The 23,998-nt window shown below is 51.3% G+C and carries 25 protein-coding genes, 1 other RNA gene and 1 pseudogene; 13 read left to right on the forward strand and 14 right to left on the reverse strand.

Features of this window, described 5'->3' with window-relative positions:
- Window positions 1-3: 3 nt before the first annotated feature.
- Window positions 4-999 (reverse strand): ubiquinone anaerobic biosynthesis protein UbiU, encoded by a 996-nt coding sequence (gene ubiU, locus OGX89_RS01660; RefSeq protein ID WP_003024971.1) that lies wholly within the window; start codon window positions 997-999, stop codon window positions 4-6.
- A 220-nt stretch (window positions 1,000-1,219) separates the two neighbouring features.
- Here ubiU and ubiT point away from each other — a divergent pair, with 220 nt between their 5' ends.
- Window positions 1,220-1,744 (forward strand): ubiquinone anaerobic biosynthesis accessory factor UbiT, encoded by a 525-nt coding sequence (ubiT, locus tag OGX89_RS01665; RefSeq protein WP_286559802.1) that lies wholly within the window; start codon window positions 1,220-1,222, stop codon window positions 1,742-1,744.
- Window positions 1,738-2,241, forward strand: a complete 504-nt coding sequence (locus tag OGX89_RS01670; protein WP_003024966.1) for a GNAT family N-acetyltransferase — start codon at window positions 1,738-1,740, stop codon at window positions 2,239-2,241. Before ubiT ends, OGX89_RS01670 begins: the two co-directional genes overlap by 7 nt.
- Here OGX89_RS01670 and OGX89_RS01675 read toward each other — a convergent pair.
- The gene (locus tag OGX89_RS01675) at window positions 2,228-2,527 is read right to left on the reverse strand and encodes a GIY-YIG nuclease family protein (RefSeq protein ID WP_003828636.1); all 300 of its coding nucleotides are present in this window, start codon (window positions 2,525-2,527) and stop codon (window positions 2,228-2,230) included. The genes OGX89_RS01670 and OGX89_RS01675 overlap by 14 nt on opposite strands.
- A gap of 52 nt (window positions 2,528-2,579) precedes the next feature.
- On the opposite strand from OGX89_RS01675, the gene OGX89_RS01680 reads away from it, so the two are divergent.
- Both OGX89_RS01680 and OGX89_RS01685 read left to right on the forward strand, forming a co-directional pair.
- On the forward strand, window positions 2,580-3,008 hold the full coding sequence (locus OGX89_RS01680) for a YhbP family protein (protein ID WP_126956982.1): 429 nt from the start codon (window positions 2,580-2,582) through the stop codon (window positions 3,006-3,008).
- Between the two features lie 37 nt (window positions 3,009-3,045).
- Window positions 3,046-3,681, forward strand: coding sequence for an NAD(P)H-binding protein (locus OGX89_RS01685; RefSeq protein WP_003828632.1), 636 nt, complete (start codon window positions 3,046-3,048; stop codon window positions 3,679-3,681).
- A gap of 83 nt (window positions 3,682-3,764) precedes the next feature.
- On the opposite strand, the gene dolP is transcribed toward OGX89_RS01685, so the two are convergent.
- The 4 genes from dolP to OGX89_RS01705 are packed head-to-tail and all read right to left on the reverse strand — an operon-like array spanning window position 3,765 to window position 7,379.
- On the reverse strand, window positions 3,765-4,340 hold the full coding sequence (gene dolP / locus OGX89_RS01690) for a division/outer membrane stress-associated lipid-binding lipoprotein (protein ID WP_003024954.1): 576 nt from the start codon (window positions 4,338-4,340) through the stop codon (window positions 3,765-3,767).
- A 9-nt stretch (window positions 4,341-4,349) separates the two neighbouring features.
- Complete coding sequence (gene diaA, locus OGX89_RS01695; RefSeq protein WP_003024948.1) at window positions 4,350-4,940, reverse strand: DnaA initiator-associating protein DiaA; 591 nt, start codon at window positions 4,938-4,940, stop codon at window positions 4,350-4,352.
- A gap of 34 nt (window positions 4,941-4,974) precedes the next feature.
- Window positions 4,975-5,370, reverse strand: coding sequence for a YraN family protein (locus tag OGX89_RS01700; protein WP_003828625.1), 396 nt, complete (start codon window positions 5,368-5,370; stop codon window positions 4,975-4,977).
- A complete protein-coding gene (locus tag OGX89_RS01705) occupies window positions 5,328-7,379 on the reverse strand; it encodes a penicillin-binding protein activator (protein ID WP_126956984.1) in 2,052 nt (683 codons plus the stop codon). The genes OGX89_RS01700 and OGX89_RS01705 overlap by 43 nt, the downstream gene beginning before the upstream one ends.
- A gap of 63 nt (window positions 7,380-7,442) precedes the next feature.
- Between OGX89_RS01705 and rsmI the strand changes: the two genes are divergently transcribed.
- The 3 genes and pseudogenes from rsmI (at window position 7,443) to OGX89_RS01720 (ending at window position 8,666) form a co-directional block, all read left to right on the forward strand.
- Entirely contained in the window at window positions 7,443-8,306 is an 864-nt protein-coding gene (gene rsmI / locus OGX89_RS01710) for a 16S rRNA (cytidine(1402)-2'-O)-methyltransferase (protein ID WP_003024942.1), read from the forward strand.
- A 2-nt stretch (window positions 8,307-8,308) separates the two neighbouring features.
- A pseudogene (locus tag OGX89_RS23815) lies at window positions 8,309-8,422 on the forward strand (Fic family protein); the annotation flags it as partial.
- Window positions 8,423-8,474: 52 nt separating this feature from the next.
- Window positions 8,475-8,666 (forward strand): winged helix-turn-helix transcriptional regulator, encoded by a 192-nt coding sequence (locus OGX89_RS01720; protein ID WP_232397729.1) that lies wholly within the window; start codon window positions 8,475-8,477, stop codon window positions 8,664-8,666.
- 1 nt (window position 8,667) lies between these two features.
- Here the strand turns inward: OGX89_RS01720 and OGX89_RS01725 are convergent, their stop codons facing one another.
- From OGX89_RS01725 to garD, 8 genes are all read right to left on the reverse strand, one after another.
- Window positions 8,668-9,441 (reverse strand): DeoR/GlpR family DNA-binding transcription regulator, encoded by a 774-nt coding sequence (locus OGX89_RS01725; protein WP_003828620.1) that lies wholly within the window; start codon window positions 9,439-9,441, stop codon window positions 8,668-8,670.
- Window positions 9,442-9,552: 111 nt separating this feature from the next.
- On the reverse strand, window positions 9,553-10,596 hold the full coding sequence (gene gatD / locus OGX89_RS01730) for a galactitol-1-phosphate 5-dehydrogenase (RefSeq protein WP_126956986.1): 1,044 nt from the start codon (window positions 10,594-10,596) through the stop codon (window positions 9,553-9,555).
- Window positions 10,597-10,640: 44 nt separating this feature from the next.
- The gene (locus OGX89_RS01735) at window positions 10,641-12,014 is read right to left on the reverse strand and encodes a galactitol-specific PTS transporter subunit IIC (protein WP_003828618.1); all 1,374 of its coding nucleotides are present in this window, start codon (window positions 12,012-12,014) and stop codon (window positions 10,641-10,643) included.
- Window positions 12,015-12,018: 4 nt separating this feature from the next.
- Complete coding sequence (gene gatB / locus OGX89_RS01740) at window positions 12,019-12,303, reverse strand: PTS galactitol transporter subunit IIB (protein ID WP_003828616.1); 285 nt, start codon at window positions 12,301-12,303, stop codon at window positions 12,019-12,021.
- 29 nt (window positions 12,304-12,332) lie between these two features.
- Window positions 12,333-12,797: a PTS galactitol transporter subunit IIA gene (gene gatA / locus OGX89_RS01745; RefSeq protein WP_003828615.1), complete on the reverse strand. Its 465-nt coding sequence runs from the start codon at window positions 12,795-12,797 to the stop codon at window positions 12,333-12,335.
- Between the two features lie 14 nt (window positions 12,798-12,811).
- A complete protein-coding gene (gene gatZ, locus OGX89_RS01750; protein ID WP_003828612.1) occupies window positions 12,812-14,083 on the reverse strand; it encodes a tagatose-bisphosphate aldolase subunit GatZ in 1,272 nt (423 codons plus the stop codon).
- 133 nt (window positions 14,084-14,216) lie between these two features.
- Entirely contained in the window at window positions 14,217-15,071 is an 855-nt protein-coding gene (locus OGX89_RS01755) for a tagatose bisphosphate family class II aldolase (RefSeq protein WP_063941601.1), read from the reverse strand.
- A 178-nt stretch (window positions 15,072-15,249) separates the two neighbouring features.
- Entirely contained in the window at window positions 15,250-16,821 is a 1,572-nt protein-coding gene (garD, locus tag OGX89_RS01760) for a galactarate dehydratase (protein ID WP_126956988.1), read from the reverse strand.
- Window positions 16,822-17,226: 405 nt separating this feature from the next.
- Here garD and garP point away from each other — a divergent pair, with 405 nt between their 5' ends.
- The 6 genes from garP (at window position 17,227) to tdcA (ending at window position 23,900) form a co-directional block, all read left to right on the forward strand.
- Window positions 17,227-18,561: a galactarate/glucarate/glycerate transporter GarP gene (gene garP / locus OGX89_RS01765; RefSeq protein ID WP_003828604.1), complete on the forward strand. Its 1,335-nt coding sequence runs from the start codon at window positions 17,227-17,229 to the stop codon at window positions 18,559-18,561.
- 15 nt (window positions 18,562-18,576) lie between these two features.
- The gene (garL, locus tag OGX89_RS01770) at window positions 18,577-19,347 is read left to right on the forward strand and encodes a 2-dehydro-3-deoxyglucarate aldolase (RefSeq protein WP_063941599.1); all 771 of its coding nucleotides are present in this window, start codon (window positions 18,577-18,579) and stop codon (window positions 19,345-19,347) included.
- A 30-nt stretch (window positions 19,348-19,377) separates the two neighbouring features.
- The gene (garR, locus tag OGX89_RS01775) at window positions 19,378-20,268 is read left to right on the forward strand and encodes a 2-hydroxy-3-oxopropionate reductase (protein WP_003828600.1); all 891 of its coding nucleotides are present in this window, start codon (window positions 19,378-19,380) and stop codon (window positions 20,266-20,268) included.
- 65 nt (window positions 20,269-20,333) lie between these two features.
- A complete protein-coding gene (gene garK, locus OGX89_RS01780; protein WP_032934186.1) occupies window positions 20,334-21,479 on the forward strand; it encodes a glycerate 2-kinase in 1,146 nt (381 codons plus the stop codon).
- A gap of 32 nt (window positions 21,480-21,511) precedes the next feature.
- Window positions 21,512-21,888, forward strand: an RNA gene (rnpB, locus tag OGX89_RS01785) — RNase P RNA component class A.
- A gap of 1,073 nt (window positions 21,889-22,961) precedes the next feature.
- Complete coding sequence (gene tdcA / locus OGX89_RS01790) at window positions 22,962-23,900, forward strand: transcriptional regulator TdcA (protein WP_126956990.1); 939 nt, start codon at window positions 22,962-22,964, stop codon at window positions 23,898-23,900.
- The last annotated feature ends 98 nt before the right edge of the window (window positions 23,901-23,998 follow it).

Here is a 23,998-nt window from a genome sequence, read left to right on the forward strand (position 1 = left end):
CTCTCACTGCCATTTACGGTGATACGCGCCAAGCGTGGTCTGTGTGCCTTCGGACATTGAACCGAGCGTTTCCATCCACGCGGCCTGCGGGACGTAGTTTTGCGGGTCGGCCATACAGCGGTCGATCGCCTGACGCCACACTTTCGCCACCTGACTGACATAGGCCGGGCTGCGCTGACGTCCTTCGATTTTCACCGAGGCAATATTGGCTGCCAGCAGTTCCGGCAGCAGCTCCAGCGTGTTCAGGCTGGTGGGTTCTTCCAGCGCATGATAACGCTCGCCGTCAACCAGATAGCGACCTTTACATAGCGTCGGATAACCGGCGTTTTCTCCGTCCTGGTAGCGGTCGATCAGCACTTCATTAAGACGGGATTCCAGCCCTTGTTGGGTCTGTTGCCAGCGGACAAAACGGGCAGGCGAGCAGGCACCAACCGTGTTAGGAGACTCACCCGTCAGATAGGATGAAAGATAGCAACGGCCTTCCGCCATAATGCACAGGCTACCGAAGGCGAACACTTCCAGGGGAACTGGCGTGACGCGAGCAAGCTGTTTCACCTGATGAATAGACAGCACGCGCGGCAGTACCACACGGGCGACGTCAAAGTTGCGATGATAGAAATTAATTGCCTCTTCATTGGTTGCAGATGCCTGAACAGAGACATGGCGCTCAATATGCGGGTAGCGCTCTGCGGCATACTCAAGCATGGCGAGGTCGGCAAGGATCAGCGCATCTGCACCGAGTTGTGCTGCCATATCCACGGCACGTTGCCAGCGCGCGTAACCATCCGGGTGCGCAAAGGTGTTAATCGCAATGTGCAGCTTACGGCGGTGCTGATGGACAAAACTCACCGCTTCCTGCAATTTTTTCTCGGTAAAATTAAGGCCGGCGAAATGACGGGCGTTGGTATCATCTTTCAGCCCGATGTAGACAGCATCAGCGCCGTTCTCGATGGCCGCCTTAAGCGCCGGTAGGTTTCCGGCAGGGCAGAGCAGCTCCATAATTTATCCTGAACGTTGCGCCGTGATGGGCGCAGAAATGTTAACGAATGGGGATTTTAGTTAACCTTGCTGAGACAATTTTTGATTTGAGGCAGTTAAAGTCGTATTGGTGACACCAATAAAGAGGTAACAATTTCGCATCGAATTGTTGATTTATGCCGCTATGTCGTTTATTTGATATGGCAAAATAGCAGGACTATTGAAACAGGGAGTAAAGCTCGTGTTGGATAAACTGCGTTCACGCTTAGTACAATTTGGTCCTTCTCTGATGAGTGTACCAGTTAAACTGACGCCCTTTGCGCTGAAGCGCCAGGTTCTGGAGCAGGTCCTGAGCTGGCAGTTTAGTCAGGCGCTGGCCGATGGGGAGCTGGAGTTTCTCGAAGGTCGCTGGCTGAGCATTCATGTGCGTGACATTGACCTCAAATGGTATACCTCTGTTGAGAACGATAAACTTATCGTCAGCCAGAATGCAGATGCGGATGTGAGTTTTAGCGCCGATGCCAGCGATCTGCTGATGATCGTGGCCCGCAAGCAGGATCCGGATACGCTTTTCTTCCAGCGTCGTCTGGTGATTGAAGGTGATACAGAATTAGGGCTATACGTAAAAAATCTGATGGATGCCATCGAACTGGAGCAGATGCCTAAAGCGTTGCGCGTCATGTTGATGCAGTTGGCAGATTTTGTTGAGGCGGGGATGAAAACGTCGCCAGAAACCAAACAGACCTCGGTAAGTGAGCCATGCTGATTCGAGTTGAAATTCCCATTGATGCCCCAGGTATTGATGCGCTGCTGCGCCGTTCATTTGAGAGCGATGCGGAAGCGAAATTAGTGCACGACCTGCGTGAAGATGGTTTCTTAACGCTGGGTCTGGTTGCTACCGATGACGAAGGTCAGGTAGTGGGTTACGTCGCGTTCAGCCCAGTCGATGTTCAGGGTGAAGATCTGCAATGGGTCGGCATGGCGCCGCTCGCGGTGGATGAAAACTACCGGGGGCAGGGCCTGGCGCGTCAGCTGGTCTATGAAGGACTCGATTCACTGAACGAGTTTGGCTACGCAGCTGTGGTTACGCTGGGGGATCCGGCCCTGTACAGCCGCTTTGGCTTTGAGCTGGCGGCCCATCATGACCTGCGTTGCCGCTGGCCGGGCACCGAAAGCGCGTTCCAGGTTCATCGCCTGGCGGACGATGCGCTGGAAGGCGTGACGGGCCTTGTGGAATACCACGACCACTTCAATCGTTTTTAAGCTCCGGGGTTTGCAGGCTGCTCAGTAGCGCCTCAAGCCCTTCGCCTTCGACAAGGCGCTCTTTCTGCCGCTTGGTGAGCTGTTTGACGCGATACTCTATGCGCAGGGCCAGTGAACGGTCGCCAACCTGCGCCGCAAATGCCAACGTGAGTTCCCCCTTTCCGCGTAGCGCCTTCGCGCCTTTCCCACTTTGATGCTGCTTATAGCGGCGCTGCACATCGGTGGTTATTCCGGTGTATAAGGCGTTGTCAGCGGTACGGATCAGGTACAGATACCAGGGTGTCATTGTCACCATCGACGTGATAATTTTCAGGCCTACAGTATAAAAGAGAACAGAAATGGAAACACTGACTGCGGTGTCTCGCTGGCTGGCAAAACAGCACGTCGTGACCTGGTGCGTACACCATGAAGGTGAATTGTGGTGCGCCAATGCGTTTTACCTGTTTGATGCGCAGAAGATGGTGTTCTATGTGCTGACTGAAGAGAAAACGCGTCATGCGCAGATGTCCGGACCCCGCGCGCCGATTGCCGGTACAGTAAACGGTCAGCCTAAAACCGTCGCTCTGATTCGTGGCGTACAGTTTAAAGGGGAAATCCGGCGTCTTGAGGGGCAGGAGAGCGAAGACGCGCGTAAAGCCTACAACCGCCGTTTCCCCGTTGCCAGAGTGCTGCCAGCGCCCGTATGGGAGATTCGACTGGATGAAGTCAAATTTACGGACAACACGCTGGGCTTCGGTAAAAAGATGCACTGGCTGCGTGATCTATAGTTAGAAGAGTGATTGAAGACCCTGGGGAAGATAAGCGATGAGTCAGGTGTTAATAACGGGAGCCACGGGGCTGGTGGGCGGACATTTGCTGCGTATGCTGCTCAATGAACCCCGGGTCAATGCCATCACGGCACCAACGCGTCGACCGCTGGCTGATACGGTTGGTATCTATAACCCCCATGATCCGCAGCTAACCGATGCTCTGGCGCAGGTCACCGATCCGGTCGATATTGTCTTTTGTTGTTTGGGGACTACCCGGCGTGAAGCGGGCAGCAAAGAGGCGTTTATCCATGCTGACTATACGCTGGTGGTAGATACGGCCCTGACGGGACGTAGGTTAGGCGCCCAGCATATGCTGGTAGTGAGTTCGATGGGTGCCAATGCGAATTCACCGTTTTTTTATAATCGGGTGAAAGGTGAAATGGAGCAGGCGCTGATCGCGCAGAATTGGCCACGGCTGACGATTGTCCGGCCTTCAATGCTCCTGGGTGATAGGGACAAGCAGCGGACGAATGAGATGTTTTTAGCGCCGTTGTTCAGGCTGCTGCCGGGTAACTGGAAGTCGATTGAAGCGCGCGATGTTGCTCGGGCAATGCTGGCAGAAGCGCTGGCGCCTGGGCATGAAGGGGTTTCGATCCTGACCTCTTCCGAGCTACGCGAAAGGGCTAAATAAAAAATGCCGGATGGCGCTGACGCTTATCCGGCCTACAAACGATTACGTTCTGTAGGCCGGATAAGATGCCATCTACAGGCGTGTTACTTAATAAACGTAAAGGCTGTCGTGACGCGTTTCACGCCGCTTACCCGGCTGGCGATATCCGCCGCCGCCTTCGCTTCACGCTCGGTCACCAGACCTAACAGGAACACTTCCCCGTTCTCAGTCGTTACTTTCACGTTAGAGGATTTCACCTGATCGCTGGTCAGTAACTGGGAACGTACTTTGGTGGTTATCCAGGTATCGTTGGACGCATCGCCCAGACCAATTGGCTGGCCCTGACGGATCTCATTAAAGACCTCAGTCGTACCTTCTACGCCCATCGCAATCTGTTTTGCACGTGCAGACAGTTCGCTATTCGGCGACTGGCCGACCAGCAGCACTTTACCCTGATAAGCGCTCACGTTGATTCGCGCTTCTTTCTTGATTTGGGCATCTTTCGACAACGCCGTATTGACGCGTAATTCCAGGGTTCCGTCATCTACCTGAGTGCCGACGCTGCGAGGATCCGTCGCGGCTTTGGTGCCGACAGCAGCAGTTCCGACAACGGCAGCAGCGACACAGCCTTGCAGCAGCAGTGCAGCGATAATCACAGCAAGCGGCGAAAATGCCTTCATGTGTACTCCTTAATCATCCTGGTGAGGGAAAAGCGTGTTATCGATAAGATCGCAAAGGCAGTTGACCGTCAGCATGTGCATTTCCTGAACGCGGGCGCTGTGGTGTGAGGGAATACGGATTTCAACATCCTGTGGCCCCAGTAATCCGGCCAGTTCCCCTCCGTCATACCCGGTCAGCGCGACGATTGTCATGTCGCGTGTCACGGCGGCTTCAACGGCTTTTACGATATCGCGGCTATTACCACGCGTAGAGATTGCCAGCAGAACATCACCTGCATGTCCCAGCGCACGGACTTGTTTTGCATAAACTTCGTCGTGCAGGCGATCGTTGGCAATCGCAGTTAAGACCACATTATCAGTATTTAGTGCAATCGCAGGTAAACTTGGGCGTTCTGTTTCAAAACGATTGATCATGCTGGCAGCAAAATGCTGTGCGTTGGCAGCGGACGTCCCATTACCACAACAGAGAATTTTGTTGCCATTGAGCAGGGACTGAACCAGCGTCATGGCGGCACGGGAGATTGCATCCGGAAGTGCTTCAGCCGCAGCTATCTGAGTTTGAATGCTTTCTGTAAAGCAGACTTTAATTCTATCTAACACGCTAATCCTTAAGAACCAGGCTCTGAATCTTCAACTATGAGCGGTCGTTGAACGCGTCCTTAAACCACTCAACATCATTTCCGGTGAAGGCTAACACATCGAACCGGCAATCCACAGTATCAAAACTCCCATTGTGGCGCGCAAGCCACAAGCGGGCGGTCTGTAATAATTTGTGTTGTTTGCTCCGGGTCACACTCGCCGCCGCACCGCCGAACTGTGCTGAGCGTCGGTAGCGAACCTCAACAAATACGGTGGTGTTGCCTTCACGCATTATCAAGTCGATTTCGCCGCCACGTTCACGCACGTTGGCGGCGATAAAATGCAGTCCCTTGCTCAGCAGCCAGTCACGCGCGGTGGATTCCCACGCGTCACCGGTCTGTTTACTCGTTAACTGGCGGGGACGACTTGTCCTTGCTGGTATTTGAGCCATGATAACTTCCTGTTAATCACACAATCCTGCGTTGCGGTTAAGGCCCCGGTATTACCGTTAATTTCGAAACCCTGCACCTGACGCATTTGCGAGAAGTGGTTGGCAAGCGACCAGGCATCGACACCCATGGCATACATACGCGCCAGCGAGTAGTCGTTACGAACCGCGCCAAGCGCCTGCTGCATGAGAGGCGCGTTAGCGCCTGCCAGCATCGGAATTTCGCTGTACTGCAAGCCTTCCATCTCCAGACGGAAATCCGGGCCGGCAGTGCCCTGCGCACTACGAGAGCTGGCGTACAGTGTTGCTCCGCTCTGGCTGCCGTTGCGCATGGCGATCATCGGCTTAATAAATGCAATTTCTTCCGGCGTCGCCAGAATATACACGGCATCAACACGACCGCTACCGCCGGTGATTTGCGCATCGGTAGGTGCTGCCGGGATGGTCAGACCGCCAATCGTCACGCCGGGTTGGGCTGGCACAGAGGAGGCCACCGGGCTGCCTGTCAGGGAAATCCCTGAGCCGCCGTTGACGCCCATTTTAAGTTCAGCGGTGGAGCCGAACTTCTGCTGCAATACCACGCCGCCACCCAGTTTTTGCCATTCCTGTGCAAAGGCGTTGGCAACGCGATCGCCTAATGAACTCCGTGGAATCAACAACAGCGGCGTCTGTTTTCCCTGATCGCGGATGTGGCGTGCGGCGTCGCGCGCTTCATCTTCTGGCGACAGGGCGAAGTAGCAGACGTTCGGCAGATTTTTCACCGACTCCGGCTGGTTAAGCGCCAGGACGTTCAATGGCGTGTTGCTTTTCATCAGCTCTTCAACATTGTTCTTCAACAGCGGGCCAACCACGATGCTGGCGCCATCCTGCTGAACCTGAGTCAGGATCTGGTTCAGCGGCTGTGATGAAGTGTCGTAGATTTTCAGCTCAGCGGACGGATTCGCCGGTGCGCTGGCGGTTGTTGGCTGAGCGGGTGCTGCGGGCTGCACAGCAGGTGTTTCTGGCTGGGCCGGCGTCTCGTTGGTCAGATCGCTTACTGACGCCTGAGACGGGCTGGCAACGCCGTCAGTCGTTTGCGGCTGTTCCGTAGTAGTCGTAGCTGCTGGAACTGCGGCAGGTGCGACAGCAACAGGGGCTGCGACAGGTTGAGTGCCCATGTTTTTCGCAGCTTCAAAGCCTTGCTGAATAGTACGGCCAAATACAGCGGCCTGACCGTTCAGCGGCAGCAGCAGGGCGATTTTGCTGGTGGAGGCGGGCTTAAAGCTCTGCACGTTAACCAACTGTGTTGGCAACAGTTTTGCCCCTGGGTTTTGCGGATAACGTTTCTGCCAGTCCGCAATACCGGCTTTCATCATGTCCGGATCGTTACGGTTATCGAACCAGACGCGCTGAAGATCCAACCAGCCTTGCAGCACATTTTCATCAGCATTGATGACCAGCGCCTGCGCTTGCTCCTGGGTCATGGACGACAGCGCCTGCCAGGTGGCGTCCATATTTTTCTGCTTAGCATTCGCGGCCAGCAGCGGTTCCTGGGCGATCAGGGCGCGCAGCAGCGTCAGAGATGGGCGACCCTGGTTGATGTCGATTTGCGCCTGCCAGTAGCGTGCCTGTTGGTTTTGATCGAAATCGGCGGGAGTTAACTTATCCAGCAGGGCCTGTGCGCCAGCGACATCTTTCTGCGCGAGCTTAATCTCGACGGCCAGCAGTGACTGCTCACGCTGCTGGGTATCGCTTAGCTTCTGCGGTAGCTGGTTAAACAGTTCGATTGCCTGCTGGCTCTTGCCTTCTTTCAGCAGTGCACGAATGGCGAGTAATTGCCAGTTGGTCTTGCTATCATCTGAGCTTTGCTGCATTTGTTGCAGATAAAAGCCGGAATCAGCCTGCGCAGTGCCCTGCATATGGGCTGCACTCTGGTCTGGCGCCTGGGTGCCACAGCCTGCGAAAATCAGTGCTGCCAGAATGACTGGTAGCGCGCGTGCGGCTTTCAAACGAGAAAATGTTGAGGGTACCATACTGTATCCAGTGATATTTTTTTACTCAATGCTCAATATTAAATCGGCAATACGGACGACACAATGAAACAACACGAATCGGCGGATAATTCTCAAGGCCAACTCTTTATTGTACCTACTCCTATAGGAAATTTGGCTGATATTACCCAACGAGCGCTCGAAGTTTTACAAGCCGTTGATTTGATTGCCGCTGAAGACACTCGTCATACAGGATTATTGTTACAACACTTCGCGATTAACGCGCGTCTGTTCGCGCTACATGACCACAACGAGCAGCAAAAGGCCGAAACGCTGGTCGCGAAGCTCAAAGAAGGACAAAACATTGCGCTGGTTTCCGATGCCGGAACGCCGCTGATTAACGATCCTGGCTACCATCTGGTGCGTACCTGTCGCGAAGCGGGGATCCGCGTTGTTCCTCTGCCTGGTCCTTGTGCGGCGATTGCTGCCCTGAGCGCTGCAGGCCTGCCTTCAGACCGTTTTTGCTATGAAGGATTTCTGCCTGCCAAATCGAAAGGGCGTCGTGATGCGATGAAAGCCATTGAGGCCGAGCCGCGTACGCTTATTTTTTATGAATCTACCCACCGCTTGCTGGATAGCCTGGAAGACATGGTTGCCGTGTGGGGCGAATCCCGTTACGTGGTGCTGGCGCGCGAGCTGACCAAAACCTGGGAAACTATTCACGGTGCACCGGTCGGTGAATTGCTGGCGTGGGTCAAGGAAGATGAAAACCGTCGTAAAGGTGAAATGGTGCTGATTGTCGAAGGGCATAAAGCGCAGGAAGACGACCTTCCTGCCGATGCGCTGCGTACGTTGGCCTTATTGCAGGCAGAACTGCCGCTGAAAAAGGCCGCCGCGCTGGCTGCTGAAATCCATGGCGTGAAAAAAAATGCGTTGTATAAGCACGCGCTGGAACAGCAGGGAGAGTAAAAGTGAGCACCTACCAACCGCCTTTCGTGGTCACTCCATTGATCCTCATCCAGGTCATTGAAATTGGTGAGTTGATGGGGCATTGGGCTGCGATGGCTGGTAGGGCATCTCCTCTTTATCTCTGCTTTGCAGGAGGGATTGGGAAAACCATCAGCCTTGTCGGAAGAAATGTCGGCTGATTTACTGGATATAGACAAACGCATTCTACAAATATTGTCGAATCAGCCGAGCAGATCCGCCAAAGGTATCGCTAATGAGTGTGAAATCTCAGCCCGGACCGTAGAACGCTATCTGAAAGCGTTGCAGCTAAAAGGTAAACTGCAACGCGTTGGCGCGACAAAAGGGGGATGTGGCGGGTAATTTAAACGACCAGCAGTTCAACGCCTGTTTTGGCCAGCGCTGATTTATCCTGTTTGCTGATACTGTCGTCGGTTATTACGCAGTTAATCTTTTCCATTGGCAGCACCTGATTAAAACCACGTCGATTAAATTTTGTCGCGTCCAGTACGGCAATGACCTTATGTGCTGCCGCCGCCATCACGCTACTAATCGAATAACCTTCGTTGAAGGTCGTAATACCGTTAGTAGCATCAATCCCGTCAGCGCCCACGAACATCAGGTCAGCGCTTATTCCTTGTAGGGAACGTTCAGCGATAGTGCCATGCATTGAATGCGTTTTGTGGCGCACAGTGCCGCCGCAGACGACCAGCGTAATGTCTTTGTTTTCCGATAACGTGAACGCGGCAGGCAGGCTATTGGTAATAACGGTGATATTACTTTTTCGGTTTAGCGCTTCAGCAATCAATAAAGTGGTGCTTCCGCTATCCAGGATTACGGTCATTCCTTCCTCAACCATTGCCGTTGCGGCCTGGGCAATCCGTTTTTTGGGATCACTGGCAAGCTGATACCGATCTTCTAATAACACTTCCTGATTGTCACCTTCAGCCAGATGGCTTCCTGGTTTTGCCGCACCGCCGTGAAAACGGGTGACCAGACCCTTCTCTTCTAATAACCGTAGGTCGGCGCGAATGGTTACTTCAGAAATACCAAAGGTATTCGAAAGGTCCATTACCAGTACGCTGCCTTGCGTGTTAATCAGGTCGACAATTTTATTCCTTCTCTCAAATGAGTTCATATTGATTTGCCTGATAATTTAATTATCACTAGTTTAATCGAAGGATTGCGAAAGGTGAACGCTAAATTTCGAAAGTAAATGTGAGCCAGCGCAGGTTGCTGGCTCATGGGTTCAGGATAGTTTGAGTAGAATTTTTCCTTGCATCGGCGCGCCGTGGAGTGACTTGACGGCGCTGGCAAAGCTTTCGGCATCGCCAGTGTGAGCAATTAACGGCTCAAGCTGTAAGCGTTTTTCCGTCAATAAACGGGCAGCGGTTTCCCACTCTTCTCCAGGCCATGGGCTGGAATAGTTCATCCAACTGCCAAGAATGGTTAATTCTTTACGTAATATTTGCCCAAAGACACCTGAAGCAAGCGTCAGATCGTGATGCAATGTGCCGACTAACGCTAGTTGAGCACGAGGGCCTGCAATCTCAATCGACAGCGTCACAGTTTGCGGGGTTCCCGCTGTTTCCAGCACGAGTTGGTCAAACTGAATATTTTCCAGGCCCGCGTGGATCTCAGCCGCACTCATCTCACGACTATTAAACACATGGGTTGCCCCCAGTTCTTTTGCTAATGCCAGCTTTTGCGGGTTGATATCAATCGCCGTGATACTTTTTGCACCGAGTTCACGGGCACATTGCATTGCCAGCAAACCGATAGTACCAGCACCAACGATAATCACATTTTTCCCTTCGCATCCCTGAGCCAGATGAAAAGCATGCAGACCGACGGTAATCGGTTCAATGAATGCGCCATCATCAATCGGCATATCTGAAGGCAGGTGGAACAGGTTGGCGCGTTTTACAACCACATATTCTGCGTTCCCGCCTTCGCTTCGTGAACCGACAAACTGATATTGTTTACATAACGAGAAGTATCCCCGCTCGCACTGAGGGCAATGAAAGCAGGGAAGCAGCGGTACGCAGGCCACGGCATCACCGGGTTGTAAGTCGGTTACGCTTGCGCCGTAGGACTCAACATAACCACTGAACTCATGCCCGAGCGTGATTGGATAATAGTGCGCACCATGATTGAAGATACGGGGAATGTCTGAGCCGCAAAGCCCTGAACTGACCACTTTGACCAATACATCTTCATCAGTTTGCAGTTGTGGTATGGGACGTTCTTCAACGCGTACGTCGCCCTCAGCGTGAATAACCACTGATTTCATAAGTGTCTCCAGAAATGTGAAGGGGAGCAAATGCTCCCCAGAAATTAAGATGCGGTCTGGCTTTCCGTTATGGCTGCCGCTTTTTCAGCCGCCACGAAATTACGTGCCCGACGCCAGGTCAGCAATACACCCAACAGGTAAATAGCAGCGATGATGATGAAGCCCACCACGTTCTGCCAGGTGAAGAGCTGGATTAGCAGCCAGGTGATTGGGGAGCCGCCCTGATCCATTGAGGCCACCATGCCACCGGCTTTCAATGCGCCTGCATTAGCGGCAAGCTGGGTATGTAAACCAATAGTTTGTGTGGCTATCCACAGGGTGATACCCATAATGATGACGCCAGAGATCAGCGTGCGGAACAGGTTCCCCTGATGAACGGCTACCGCCATGGCGACAAAGAAACCAATGGTCGCGAGATCGCCGAATGGCAGAACCTGGTTTCCGGGTACCAGAACAGCAATCAGAATGGTCAGCGGGATAAAGATTAGACTGGCGGAAACCACCGACGTATGGCCGAGCAGTAGTGCAGGATCCAGACCGATTAAGAACTCCTGTCCGCCAAATTTTGCCTGCAGGCGTTTACGGGCATGTTTAGCAATAGGAGTCAGGCCATCCATAATCGGTTTAATGACACGCGGCATGAGCAACATAACGGCAGCCGTTTTCACCGCCAGTTGCAGCACAGCTTTAACGTCATATCCAGCCAGCATGCCGATCACTAATCCCATCACAAAACCGACGGTTACAGGTTCGCCGAAGGGTCCGAAGCGTTTTTGGACATCATCCGCGCTGAAATGAATGCGGTTCAGTCCGGGGATTTTTTCAATGATCGTATCAACCAGGACAGCTATCGGGCCCAGGTATGCCGAGGAACCGTGTGGAATGGCAATGCCTTCCAGGCCAAAAAAGTCGCGCGTGTCTTTGGCAAACCAGTCACCCAGTTTATAGACGAAGGCGGCATGAACAACCACGCCGAGAATGCCCAGCCAGTATGAGCCGGTCGCCAGATGCAACATGGCACCGGTAAATGTCATATGCCAGATATTCCAGATGTCGACGTTCACCACACGGGTCATGCGGGTAACCAGCATCAGGATATTCACCCCAATGGCGACTGGAATCGCAATTAACGCAATTTGCGAAGCCCAGGTCATTGGTGATGAGCCAGGCCAACCGACATCGATGACATGCAGGTTGATTTGAAATTGTTCTGCCATTGCTTTTGCGGCAGGGCCAATAGAGTCCAGCATCAGGCCGATCACCAGACCGATACCGACGAAGCCAATCCCGATATGCAAACCTGATTTAAAACAATCCCCGAGCTTCATTCCCAGCAATTTTGAGAAGATGATGATCACTAACGGCAGCATAACCGTTGGACCTAAGTCCAGGATATAACGCATTATTTCGCTAAACATGGCGTTACCCCACGAGGATAGTCAGTATTTTTTGCTGTAATGCTTCGATACCCACACCTGAAACAAAAGGCATGCCGTGGACCACTGGGATATCGCCAAACGTACGGTCAACGCGGGCGGTGGTACAGATAAGATCCGCTCCATCCATATAGGTTTCGATTTCTGTTACCCGACATTGAACCAGGTCGAGTTGGATATTGTTGGCTTCACAGAGTTCTTTAATTTCTTCTGCCGCCATTGTTGAAGTTGCTACAGCACCGCCACAGGCCACAATTACTTTACGTTTCATAGGGTATTCCTTTTATTATCAGTTTTTTATCAAGCCTGTGCGCAGGGCTCAGACTCAAGGATTTTTTCCCGAAAGAGCATGGCCAGTTCTGCATCAGGCGCATTCAGCAATGCTTCAATGGTGTTCGGGTTTTGTAGCTCACTAAACAGACGACGCAGGAGCTTCAGCTGCGCAGTCGGGTTCTCAACGATTAAGGCGATAATTAAAGAGACGGCTATCTCTTCGTCATCATCTGCTTGTTGAAAGTTGACCGGTGTATCCGGGCGAATCAGATAGATAGCAGGGGATATCGCATGCACAGCTTCACAATGTGGAATCGCAACGGCATGACGTTCCAGCGCTATTCCGGTTGGAAAAGTTGCTTCACGCTCAATCAGGGCCTGCGGATAGCTTTCATACACGACCCCTTTGGCCAGCATCTCCTCCCCAATATGTGTCAGCGCATGCTGACACGAGCTAAAGTTAATTCCTGTTCGAACAAAAAGTTGGCTCATATATTCTCCAGATTTCAGGCAATTACTGGTGCGCAACCAAAGCGATAGGCGCGCAGAACGTCCTGGATTTTGTCGATAATCAGATTGTGTGGTGTGGCGGTTAACGTCCCTTCAGTCAGGCGTTCAAATTGCACGGGCATAAACTGGCTAATGAGTCCCAGTGGTAAAGCGATGTCATTAAGGTTGGTGATTAATTTCTCTACACTTTGACGAATGCGGGGATGCGGCCAGTAGTAACGAATACGGTCGGAGAGGCTGAAGTGAATATCGACCATCGCCTGGCTCCAGGTTGGGCGATAATATTTTTTCCAGTAGTCCGGTTCATTCAACATTACTTCGTCAATTACTTCCAGAACCCGGCTCCGTTGTTCTGGGGAGATCAGTTCATTTTCCATTTGCGCAAGAGCAAAAATAGCTTCGCGCAGGGCAAAGGTGAGTGCCGGACCCACTTTCAATATTGCATAGTGATCGCGTACCAGAGCACGGTATGCCTGGCGGGTTTGATAATCGGTAGAATGCGCTTCGTAGACCATTGGTGTCTCTTTTATCCAGGCGGATAGCGCTTCTGCTGCTTGTGGTTGGTAGTGAATGATTTGGGTGTGATCGAACTCGACGCCGGGTTGAACCACAATGGCGATTACACGAGTTAACGCCTCTTCAAGCCCTAATGCGCGGAAGGCAACCTGATGGGTTTCCAGTGTCCGGGCGGCATCTTCTTCGCGTGTGACATGAACGGTGCCAATGGTGCTGGCTTCTCCGCCTGGTACGGGAACTTCTGTTCCAATAACGTAAGTCAGATGGTGTTTCTGTTCTTCGGTTGCCGTTGTTTCTGCGGCCTGGCAAAGTACGGCTGCTCGCTGGGCAACAACCATTGGATCTAACGGCGTTGGGTCGTCAGCACAGGACATCGAAGCATCAAGATGGATTTTGCTGAACCCTGCGGCAACGTAAGCTTTGATTAAGGCTACGGATTTTTCCATCGCTTCTGCCGCAGGTTCGTTTTGCCAGCAGTTAGGGCCGAGATGATCGCCACCCAGAATCAGCCTTTCGCGAGGAAAACCAACCGCTTGTGCGATGCTATAGACAAAGTCACGGAAATCAGCGGGTTTCATCCCGGTATAACCACCAAACTGATTAACCTGATTAGAGGTCGCTTCGATTAGAACTTTCGTGTTCGTATTGAGATCAAAACGTAATGCAGATTCAATAACCAGCGGATGGGCTGAACAAACAGAACAAATACCTAAATGCTCACCTGCTTTATGACGAGAGATTATTTCTTTCACTTCTATCTCCGATATCTTTTGTTTATCTTCATAATATTTTTGGATTGAAGGCAAAGGGTAAAAGCATCTTTCGTGATCCAGCTTTAAAAACAGACCTTTGTCAGAACCCGTACAATTCGAATTAATTAATCAATTACAACTTTCCTTCGCAGCCGCAGTCGGCAATCACCTTACGTACTACCTCTTTCATGGCCGCTTTTGCTGGCATCATGTAATGCCGTGGGTCGTTCGCATCGGTATGTGCGCTCAGGTAGGTTTTGAGTGCGCCGGCAAAGGCGATTTTAAGTTCGGTAGCGACGTTAACTTTGCAGACCCCTAAGGAGATTGCGCGCTTAATATCATGTGTAGGCAGGCCAGATGCGCCATGTAAAACCAGTGGGATATCAACGTGCTGACGAATCTCGGCTAGTCGATCGAAATCCAGTTTAGGTTCAGCGTTATACAGACCATGAGCTGTGCCAATCGCGACAGCCAGTGAGTCGATACCCGTTTTTTCCACGAACTCCCGAGCCTGTTCTGGGTGGGTATATAGCGCGTCTTTTCCGTCCACGATTAGGTCATCTTCTTGCCCACCCAGCCGTCCCAGCTCAGCTTCAACGCTAACGTCATAGCGGTGGCAGTAGTCTGTTACATGTTTAACTAATGCAATGTTGTCGGCAAACGGCAGATGGGAACCATCGATCATCACGGAGCGAATGCCTGTAGTGACTTTCGCTTCAATATCGGTGGCGCTTTCATGGTGATCGAGATGGACGGCGAGAGGATGGTTCCAGCTTCTTGCCAGTTCACTGGCGATTGCAACGATGTTACCGACCCCGGCATAACTAAAAGTGCCAGGTGTGCCGGCGACGATCAACGGAGAGCGTAGTTCGGCTGCTGTTTCCACGACAACCTGTAAGGTCTCCAGGTTGTGAATGTTAAACGCCGGTACGGCATAGCCTTCTTGCTGCGCCTTCTTCAGCATCATTTTGCTTGAGATGATAAACATACTTCCTCCGAAGTCTTTCGATTTCTTTCTTCGAAATAAAGTATAGGGTTTCGTAACGTTTTTTTGTGATTTCGATCTGATAAATGAAAGTTTCGAAAGAAATGGGAGGTTTACGAAAGGTTGCGGCGAAAAAAAAGCATGCCCGAAGGCATGCTCATTAAGAAAATACGGTAGATAATCAGGTCACTGGCGCCGGGTTAAACACCGCCAGCTGGTTATGCAGTCCCCACTGGTCCGAGAAGGTTTTCTTACGCCCGCTGGCGACGTCGAGAATAAATTCGAACAGTTTCAGACCCACATCTTCAATGGTTTCTTCTCCGGTGGCGATGGTACCTGCGTTAATGTCCATCAGGTCAAACCAACGGTTGGCCAGCTCGGTGCGTGTCGCCATTTTAATCACCGGCACGGCCATCAGGCCATACGGCGTACCGCGACCAGTGGTGAACACCTGCACGGTGATCCCGGAAGCGACCTGCTGTGTACCGCAAACAAAATCACTGGCGGGGGTTGCTGCGTAAATCAGGCCACGTTTGGTTGGACGCTGACCCGGCGACAATACTTCGACAATCGCGCTCTTGCCAGACTTGGCAATCGAACCTAGCGCCTTTTCCACCACGTTTGCCAGACCGCCTTTCTTGTTGCCCGGAGAAGGGTTGGCACTGCGATCCGTTTTGCCCATATCAAGGTAGTTATCGTACCAGGCCATCTCTTCGAGCAGGCGTTTACCGACTTCTTCGTTAATCGCACGTGGGGTCAGAAGGTGGATGGCATCGCGCACTTCTGTTACTTCAGAGAACATTACGGTCGCGCCGCAGCGTACTAACAGGTCGGAGGCATAGCCCACCGCCGGGTTGGCCGTCACGCCGGAAAACGCATCGCTACCGCCGCACTGCATGCCGACCACCAGTTCTGAAGCCGGGCAAGTTTCACGTTGGCGCTGATTGAGCTTTGCCAGATGATGTTCGGCCACTTGCAGAATATCGGTGACCATCGATTGAAAGCCGACGTGCTTTTCATCCTGCAGGCTGACGATACTGGCGCTGTCGACTGGAATACTTTTCACATCGTGCGTGCCTTCCAGCAGCCGCTCAGGCTGCAGTTTTTCGCAACCGAGGCCGATGACCATCACTTCACCGCCAAAATTCGGGTTAAGCGCAATATTGTGAATGGTGCGAATCGGCACGATGGCGGCTGGAGCATTGATCGCCACGCCGCAGCCGTACAGATGATTGAGCCCCACCACGCCGTCAACGTTCGGGTATTTAGGCAGCAGATCGCGCTCAATGATTTTCACCACATAATCCACCACACCCGCCACGCAGTGCACACTGGTGGAGATGCCGAGCAGATTTTTGGTACCTACGCTACCGTCAGCATTGCGGTAACCTTCAAAGGTATAACCCTCAAGAGGCGGCAGCGGCTCTGGCACTTTAGTTGCCAGCGGCAGCGTCTCCAGCGGCGGGGCTTTGGGCAGCTCAACCATTGATTCATCAATCCAGCTGCCACGTGGGATATGGCGAACGGCATAGCCTATCACTTCGCCATAGCGCACGATTTCGCCATGAACAGGAATATCCAATAGCGCCACTTTATGACCCTGGGGAATATGTTCAATGAGTTCCAGTCCGTCCGGAAAACGCGTTCCGGTTTTCAGACCATTGTCATTGACAATTATCGCCACATTATCTGTTTCGTGAACTTTAATATAAAACGCCGTTGGCGATTCTTGTCTGATTTCGATGTCGGCCATTGTCCAGTATTCTCCAACAAGGTGGTGATAATAGTGTGGATATTTATATTTTGAATCTAATTGTAAGTAATAAAGATTCGGTATCGTGAAATAAGAATGTCAGGAGTTTAACGTGAAGAATGTGATGATGATCACTTAAACTCAGCAAGGCCGCGTCGCCAGGGGTAGCAATACGTAAATGTGTGCATTAGCGCCCAGGCATATGTGCATATGCCCAAAACATTAATTAAATAACGCTAGTTTAATGAGCGTTTGAACAATGATTAACGTTGTGTTGATGATTATACTAAATCACGGTTTCATAACGCCTGATAAATTATTATCTATTTCTATTATCGGTAATTTATCACGAGAAATACCCACAAAATAATAATAAAAACCTTTTATGTGCCCGAGGTAAATAGAATGATATTGGATACAGTTGTCGAGAAAAAGAAAGGTACGCACACCCGTTATTTAATATTGCTGATAATATTTATTGTTACAGCCGTTAACTATGCGGACCGTGCGACGCTGTCTATTGCCGGAACTGAAGTGGCGAAAGAGTTACATCTCAGCGCCATCTCAATGGGTTACATTTTCTCCGCCTTCGGCTGGGCTTACCTGTTGATGCAAATCCCCGGCGGCTGGCTGCTGGATAAATTCGGCTCTAAGAAAGTCTACACCTACAGTTTGTTCTTCTGGTCACTGTTTACCTTCCTGCAGGGCTTTGTGGACATGTTCCCGCTGGCCTGGGCGGGTATTTCAATGTTCATCATGCGCTTTATGCTGGGCTTCTCGGAAGCGCCATCCTTCCCGGCTAATGCCCGTATCGTGGCGGCCTGGTTCCCAACGAAAGAGCGCGGTACGGCATCTGCGATTTTTAACTCTGCACAGTATTTCTCCCTGGCGCTGTTTTCCCCGCTGCTGGGCTGGCTGACCTTCGCCTGGGGCTGGGAGCACGTCTTTACCGTAATGGGCGTGATTGGTTTTGTGCTTACCGGACTGTGGGTAAAGTTTATTCATAACCCAACCGATCACCCGCGCATGTCGCAAGAAGAGTTGAAGTTTATCTCTGAAAACGGCGCGGTCGTGGATATGGACCATAAAAAGCCGGGCGATGTGAAGTCAGGTGGTCCTAAACTGCATTATATCAAGCAGTTGCTCACGAACCGTATGATGCTTGGTGTGTTCTTTGGCCAGTATTTTATCAACACAATTACCTGGTTTTTTCTCACCTGGTTCCCGATTTACCTGGTTCAGGAAAAAGGTATGTCGATCCTGAAAGTGGGCATGGTGGCTTCGATTCCGGCACTGTGCGGGTTTTTCGGTGGCGTGCTCGGCGGCGTGTTCTCTGATTATCTGATTAAACGTGGTTTCAGCATTACCCTGGCGCGAAAGCTGCCGATAGTGCTCGGCATGTTGCTCGCATCGACCATTATTCTGTGTAACTACACCGATAATACCGCTCTTGTGGTGGCGCTGATGGCGCTGGCTTTCTTCGGTAAAGGTTTCGGCGCGCTGGGTTGGCCGGTGATTTCCGATACCGCGCCGAAAGAGATTGTCGGTCTGTGCGGTGGGGTATTTAACGTATTTGGCAACGTGGCTTCCATCGTCACCCCGCTGGTGATTGGGTATCTGGTGAGCGAGCTGCACTCATTTAATGCTGCGCTGATGTTTGTAGGGTGCTCGGCGCTGATGGCAATGGTTTGCTACCTGTTTATTGTCGGTGACATTAAACGTATGGAATTGCAGAAATAAACAAAGGTATAGGCGATGAATAACACGATTTTCCCGAATAAGTTTAAAGCGGCCCTCGCGGCGCAACAAATTCAGATTGGCTGCTGGTCTGCATTGGCCAGCCCAATCAGTACCGAAGTTTTAGGCCTGGCAGGTTTTGACTGGCTGGTACTGGATGGCGAACATGCGCCGAATGATATCTCGACGTTTATTCCGCAATTAATGGCGCTGAAAGGCTGCGACAGCGCGGCGGTAGTGCGTGTACCAACCAACGAGCCAGTGATTATCAAGCGCCTGCTGGATATCGGGTTTTACAACTTCCTGATCCCGTTCGTTGAGACGGAAGAAGAAGCGGTTAACGCTGTGGCGTCGACCCGCTATCCGCCGGAAGGTATTCGTGGCGTGTCCGTATCCCATCGCGCCAATATGTTTGGCACCGTACCGGACTACTTTGCGCAGTCGAATAAGAACATCACCATCATCGTGCAGATCGAAAGTCAGCAGGGCGTTGATAACGTTGACGCAATCGCGGCGACAGAAGGCGTTGACGGTGTCTTCGTCGGACCAAGCGATCTGGCCGCGGCGCTAGGCCACCTCGGCAATGCGTCACATCCTGATGTGCAGAAAGCTATCCAGCACATTTTTGCCCGCGCGAAAGCACACGGCAAACCAAGCGGCATTCTGGCCCCGGTAGAGGCGGATGCGCGTCGTTATCTGGAGTGGGGCGCGACGTTTGTTGCCGTTGGCAGCGACCTTGGCGTGTTCCGTTCAGCCACGCAGAAACTGGCTGATTCTTTTAAGAAATAACCACCATCGACAGTAGAGAGAGATAAAGACATGACAATGAAAGTTGGTTTTATTGGCCTCGGTATTATGGGTAAACCAATGAGTAAAAACCTCCTCAAGGCAGGTTACTCGCTGGTGGTTGCTGATCGTAACCCGGAATCCATTGCGGAAGTAATTGCCGCAGGCGCTGAAACCGCCGCCACGGCGAAAGATATCGCTGAGCAGTGTGATGTGATCATCACCATGCTGCCGAACTCTCCGCATGTTAAGGAAGTGGCACTGGGTGAAGGCGGCATTATTGAAGGGGCGAAACCGGGCACAGTGCTTATCGACATGAGCTCCATCGCGCCGTTAGCCAGCCGTGAAATTAGCGATGCGCTGAAAGCGAAAGGCGTGGATATGCTGGATGCGCCGGTCAGCGGCGGCGAGCCAAAAGCGATTGACGGCACGTTGTCGGTGATGGTCGGCGGCGATAAAGCGATTTTCGACAAGTACTACGATCTGCTGAAAGCGATGGCAGGCTCCGTGGTACATACCGGTGAAATTGGCGCGGGTAACGTCACCAAGCTGGCGAATCAGGTGATTGTGGCGCTGAACATTGCCGCGATGTCTGAAGCGCTGACGCTAGCGACCAAAGCGGGTGTGAATCCGGATCTGGTGTATCAGGCGATCCGTGGCGGGCTGGCAGGCAGCACCGTGCTGGATGCGAAAGCGCCGATGGTGATGGATCGCAACTTTAAACCAGGTTTCCGTATTGACCTGCATATCAAAGACCTGGCGAACGCGCTGGATACCTCTCATGGCGTTGGCGCTCAGTTGCCGCTGACTGCAGCAGTCATGGAGATGATGCAGGCGCTACGCGCAGATGGATTGGGTACTGCCGATCACAGTGCGCTCGCATGCTACTACGAAAAACTGGCGAAAGTGGAAGTCACTCGCTAACAAGAAGGGCGCGGATGTGCGCCCTGTATTTCTTGCCTTGCGCGGCACAGTCAGGCTACATAACTATGAAAATCGTAATTGCCCCAGACTCTTATAAAGAAAGCCTTTCTGCCACCGAGGTAGCTCAGGCAATAGAAAAAGGATTTCGGGAAATTTTCCCCGATGCGCAATATGTTTCTGTTCCGGTTGCCGATGGCGGCGAAGGAACGGTTGAAGCCATGATTGCCGCGACGCAAGGGAGTGAACATTCAGCGCAAGTAACGGGGCCGCTGGGCGAAAAAGTGAATGCCTGCTGGGGCATGTCTGGAGATGGTAAAACCGCGTTTATCGAAATGGCGGCAGCCAGCGGTCTGGCGTTGGTGCCTCCTGAAAAGCGCAACCCTTTAGTCACTACGTCACGCGGTACCGGAGAGTTGATTTTGCAGGCGCTGGATAGCGGTGCGCAGAGCATCATTATTGGCATCGGCGGCAGTGCGACCAACGACGGTGGCGCGGGTATGGTGCAGGCACTGGGGGCAAAACTTTGCGACGCCAACGGGACAGAGATTGGCTACGGTGGTGGAAGCCTGATGAGTCTGAACTCCATCGATATCTCGGGTCTGGATCCGCGCTTAAAAACCTGTTCCATTCGCGTGGCCTGCGATGTGACTAATCCTCTCATCGGCGATTCTGGCGCTTCGCGCATTTTTGGCCCGCAGAAAGGGGCAACGGAAGAACGCATTCTCGAACTGGACCGTAATCTGTCTCATTATGCCGACATCATTAAAAAATCGCTGCGGGTCGATGTGAAAGATGTGCCAGGCTCCGGTGCGGCAGGCGGAATGGGCGCGGCGTTAATGGCTTTTTTAGGCGCCGAGCTGCGCAGCGGTATCGAGATTGTGACCCAGGCGCTCAATCTGGAAGAGCATATTCACGACTGTACGCTGGTGGTGACCGGAGAAGGGCGGATCGACAGCCAGAGCATTCACGGCAAAGTGCCGGTCGGCGTGGCGAATGTCGCGAAGAAGTACCACAAGCCGGTTATTGGTATTGGTGGTAGCCTGACGCGCGATGTGGAGGTAGTGCATCAATATGGTATCGATGCGGTGTTTAGCGTATTGACCAGCATCAGCACGCTGGAAGAGGCCTTCCGTGGGGCATTTGATAATATTTATCGCGCCTCAAGAAACATCGCTGCCACGTTAGCGATAGGAATGCGCAGTGCGGGGTGACATTGCCCCGCAAACCCTCTATACTGCGCGCCGAAGCTGACCAGACAGTCGCCGCTTCGTCGTCGTCCTCTTCGGGGGAGACGGGCGGAGGGGAGGAAAGTCCGGGCTCCATAGGGCAGGGTGCCAGGTAACGCCTGGGGGGGAAACCCACGACCAGTGCAACAGAGAGCAAACCGCCGATGGCCCACGCAAGTGGGATCAGGTAAGGGTGAAAGGGTGCGGTAAGAGCGCACCGCGCGGCTGGTAACAGTCCGTGGCACGGTAAACTCCACCCGGAGCAAGGCCAAATAGGGGTTCACAAGGTACGGCCCGTACTGAACCCGGGTAGGCTGCTTGAGCCAGTGAGCGATTGCTGGCCTAGATGAATGACTGTCCACGACAGAACCCGGCTTATCGGTCAGCTTCACTCTTTATAAAACCCCGCTTCGGCGGGGTTTTTGCTTTCTGGGTAAACCAGATGAATGACTGTCCACGACGCTATGCTCAAAAGAACGCGGCTTATCGTTCAGCTTCACTCTTTATAAAACCCCGCTTCGGCGGGGTTTTTGCTTTCTGGGTAAGCCAGATGAATGACTGTCCACGACGCTATGCTCAAAAGAACGCGGCTTATCGTTCAGCTTCACTCTTTATAAAACCTCACTTCGGTGAGGTTTTTGCTTTCTTGGCGGTTGCCATGCCTGATGGCGCTGTGCTTATCAGGCCTACTGGGGGAGAGACTGGTTTTGTAGGCCGGATAAGGTGTTTACACCGCCATCCGGCAGAGGTTTTACAGCGAGCATTGAGATTGGTTTTCGAGGATGCAGGCGCTTATTTCCTTCTTATCTAGTTTTTATATCCCTATTATTTATGCACCGAATTTATTTTATCTGAGGGGAATGTGTCGGTGGATATTTCTAATTTTGTGACGACCAACACAAAACGCTGCGCGATACGTTTTTATCGAGAATAATCGAACGCAATCGATCTCCATCACAAAATTACTTGCTAATAAATTGCACAAAATCAGTGTTAATATAATGTTACGTATGATAATTATTTGTATTTTTTAGATTGAATTTTAATAAATGTAATGTTTCTTTACAAACAAATATGGCGAAAAAATGTGATGCATAACGTTATTTAATCGCCATAATCATTAAAATATAATTAAATTTGATAAGTTGTTTATTAAATTTAAGCGCCATCTTGCCTGATAATTGTTCTGTAATTGATTGAAATATAGCCTTTCATGGTTTTAAAAAATAGTGGAAAAAATGGAGGTGTTATAGCCATAAAAAATCGTTATCCCCCCATCTTTTTTTGATTAAAGTCAGGATAAAGCGAGATCGATAATTCATATCTATATGATTATTAAGTGATTTAAATTTTAACGATAGTCTTACAAAATGTAAGTCAAGGGGATTTGTGAGGGGTAGCACATATCCTTGTTCGCTTAATTTGGTACACTTCCTGCCGTCAACAAAGTAATTAACGCAGGTCGATATGAATACTATTACACTCCCTAAAACACAGCACTTAGTGGTCTTTCAGGAAGTCATTAGAAGCGGTTCTATCGGCTCAGCTGCAAAAGAATTAGGTTTAACTCAACCCGCTGTCAGTAAAATCATCAATGATGTTGAGGCTTATTTTGGTATTGAGTTGGTAGTACGTAAAAATACTGGTGTGACATTGACTCAGGCAGGTCAGGTGATGCTCTCATGGTCTGAATCTATTACCCGTGAAATGAAAAACATGGTTGATGAGATGAACAGCATGACGAGCAACGCGGTCGTTGATGTGTCGTTTGGCTTTCCTTCACTGATTGCCTTCACCATCATGTCCGGCATGATTAAGAAATTCAAAGAAGTGTTCCCGAAGGCGCAGGTTTCTATGTATGAAGCTCAGCTCTCCTCCTTCTTACCGGCGATTCGTGACGGACGTCTGGATTTCGCCATCGGTACGCTGAGTGATGAGATGAAACTGTATGATCTGCACGTTGAGCCGCTCTTTGAGTCAGACTTTATCCTGGTTGCCAGCAAGTCCCGAACATGCACCGGCATCACCTCGCTGAGCGCGTTGAAAAACGAACAGTGGGTGTTGCCACAAACGAATATGGGGTACTACAGCGAACTTCTTACCACGTTACAGAATAATGGCATCAGCAGTGAAAACATCGTTAAAACAGACTCTGTCGTTACGATTTATAATCTTGTTCTCAATGCTGATTTCTTAACAGTAATTCCCTGCGATATGACCACACCGTTTGGCTCAAACCAGTTTATTACTATCCCGGTAGAAGAAACTTTACCCGTCGCGCGTTATGCCGCCGTGTGGTCGAAAAATTATCGAATTAAAAAAGCAGCATCTATTTTGGTGGAATTAGCCAAAGAGTATTCATCATATAATTGTCGGAGACGAAGGCAATTAATTGAAATTGATTAAAAATTGAATTTTTTTTAACACGAAATAAACGCCATCTGTCTATATCTGACAATGGTCACGGCTATCTATTTACTTTAATACCCAGGTAAGAGGTTCTA

The organism is Citrobacter sp. Cpo103, from assembly GCF_030332605.1.
GTDB lineage: Bacteria > Pseudomonadota > Gammaproteobacteria > Enterobacterales > Enterobacteriaceae > Citrobacter > Citrobacter portucalensis.

Bases quoted from the DNA above. Each gene is read 5' to 3' on its own strand.
- OGX89_RS01720 (WP_232397729.1), top strand. From the start codon at position 8,475: ATGTCGGCTGATTTACTGGATATAGACAAACGCATTCTACAAATATTG.
- garR (WP_003828600.1), top strand. From the start codon at position 19,378: ATGACAATGAAAGTTGGTTTTATTGGCCTCGGTATTATGGGTAAACCA.
- ubiU (WP_003024971.1), bottom strand. From the start codon at position 999: ATGGAGCTGCTCTGCCCTGCCGGAAACCTACCGGCGCTTAAGGCGGCC.
- garP (WP_003828604.1), top strand. From the start codon at position 17,227: ATGATATTGGATACAGTTGTCGAGAAAAAGAAAGGTACGCACACCCGT.
- OGX89_RS01725 (WP_003828620.1), bottom strand. From the start codon at position 9,441: ATGAACTCATTTGAGAGAAGGAATAAAATTGTCGACCTGATTAACACG.
- rsmI (WP_003024942.1), top strand. From the start codon at position 7,443: ATGAAACAACACGAATCGGCGGATAATTCTCAAGGCCAACTCTTTATT.
- garD (WP_126956988.1), bottom strand. From the start codon at position 16,821: ATGGCCGACATCGAAATCAGACAAGAATCGCCAACGGCGTTTTATATT.
- OGX89_RS01755 (WP_063941601.1), bottom strand. From the start codon at position 15,071: ATGTTTATCATCTCAAGCAAAATGATGCTGAAGAAGGCGCAGCAAGAA.
- garK (WP_032934186.1), top strand. From the start codon at position 20,334: ATGAAAATCGTAATTGCCCCAGACTCTTATAAAGAAAGCCTTTCTGCC.
- OGX89_RS01705 (WP_126956984.1), bottom strand. From the start codon at position 7,379: ATGGTACCCTCAACATTTTCTCGTTTGAAAGCCGCACGCGCGCTACCA.
- OGX89_RS01670 (WP_003024966.1), top strand. From the start codon at position 1,738: ATGCTGATTCGAGTTGAAATTCCCATTGATGCCCCAGGTATTGATGCG.
- gatB (WP_003828616.1), bottom strand. From the start codon at position 12,303: ATGAAACGTAAAGTAATTGTGGCCTGTGGCGGTGCTGTAGCAACTTCA.
- dolP (WP_003024954.1), bottom strand. From the start codon at position 4,340: ATGAAGGCATTTTCGCCGCTTGCTGTGATTATCGCTGCACTGCTGCTG.
- garL (WP_063941599.1), top strand. From the start codon at position 18,577: ATGAATAACACGATTTTCCCGAATAAGTTTAAAGCGGCCCTCGCGGCG.
- OGX89_RS01685 (WP_003828632.1), top strand. From the start codon at position 3,046: ATGAGTCAGGTGTTAATAACGGGAGCCACGGGGCTGGTGGGCGGACAT.
- OGX89_RS01680 (WP_126956982.1), top strand. From the start codon at position 2,580: ATGGAAACACTGACTGCGGTGTCTCGCTGGCTGGCAAAACAGCACGTC.
- OGX89_RS01700 (WP_003828625.1), bottom strand. From the start codon at position 5,370: ATGGCTCAAATACCAGCAAGGACAAGTCGTCCCCGCCAGTTAACGAGT.
- tdcA (WP_126956990.1), top strand. From the start codon at position 22,962: ATGAATACTATTACACTCCCTAAAACACAGCACTTAGTGGTCTTTCAG.
- gatD (WP_126956986.1), bottom strand. From the start codon at position 10,596: ATGAAATCAGTGGTTATTCACGCTGAGGGCGACGTACGCGTTGAAGAA.
- OGX89_RS01675 (WP_003828636.1), bottom strand. From the start codon at position 2,527: ATGACACCCTGGTATCTGTACCTGATCCGTACCGCTGACAACGCCTTA.
- gatA (WP_003828615.1), bottom strand. From the start codon at position 12,797: ATGAGCCAACTTTTTGTTCGAACAGGAATTAACTTTAGCTCGTGTCAG.
- OGX89_RS01735 (WP_003828618.1), bottom strand. From the start codon at position 12,014: ATGTTTAGCGAAATAATGCGTTATATCCTGGACTTAGGTCCAACGGTT.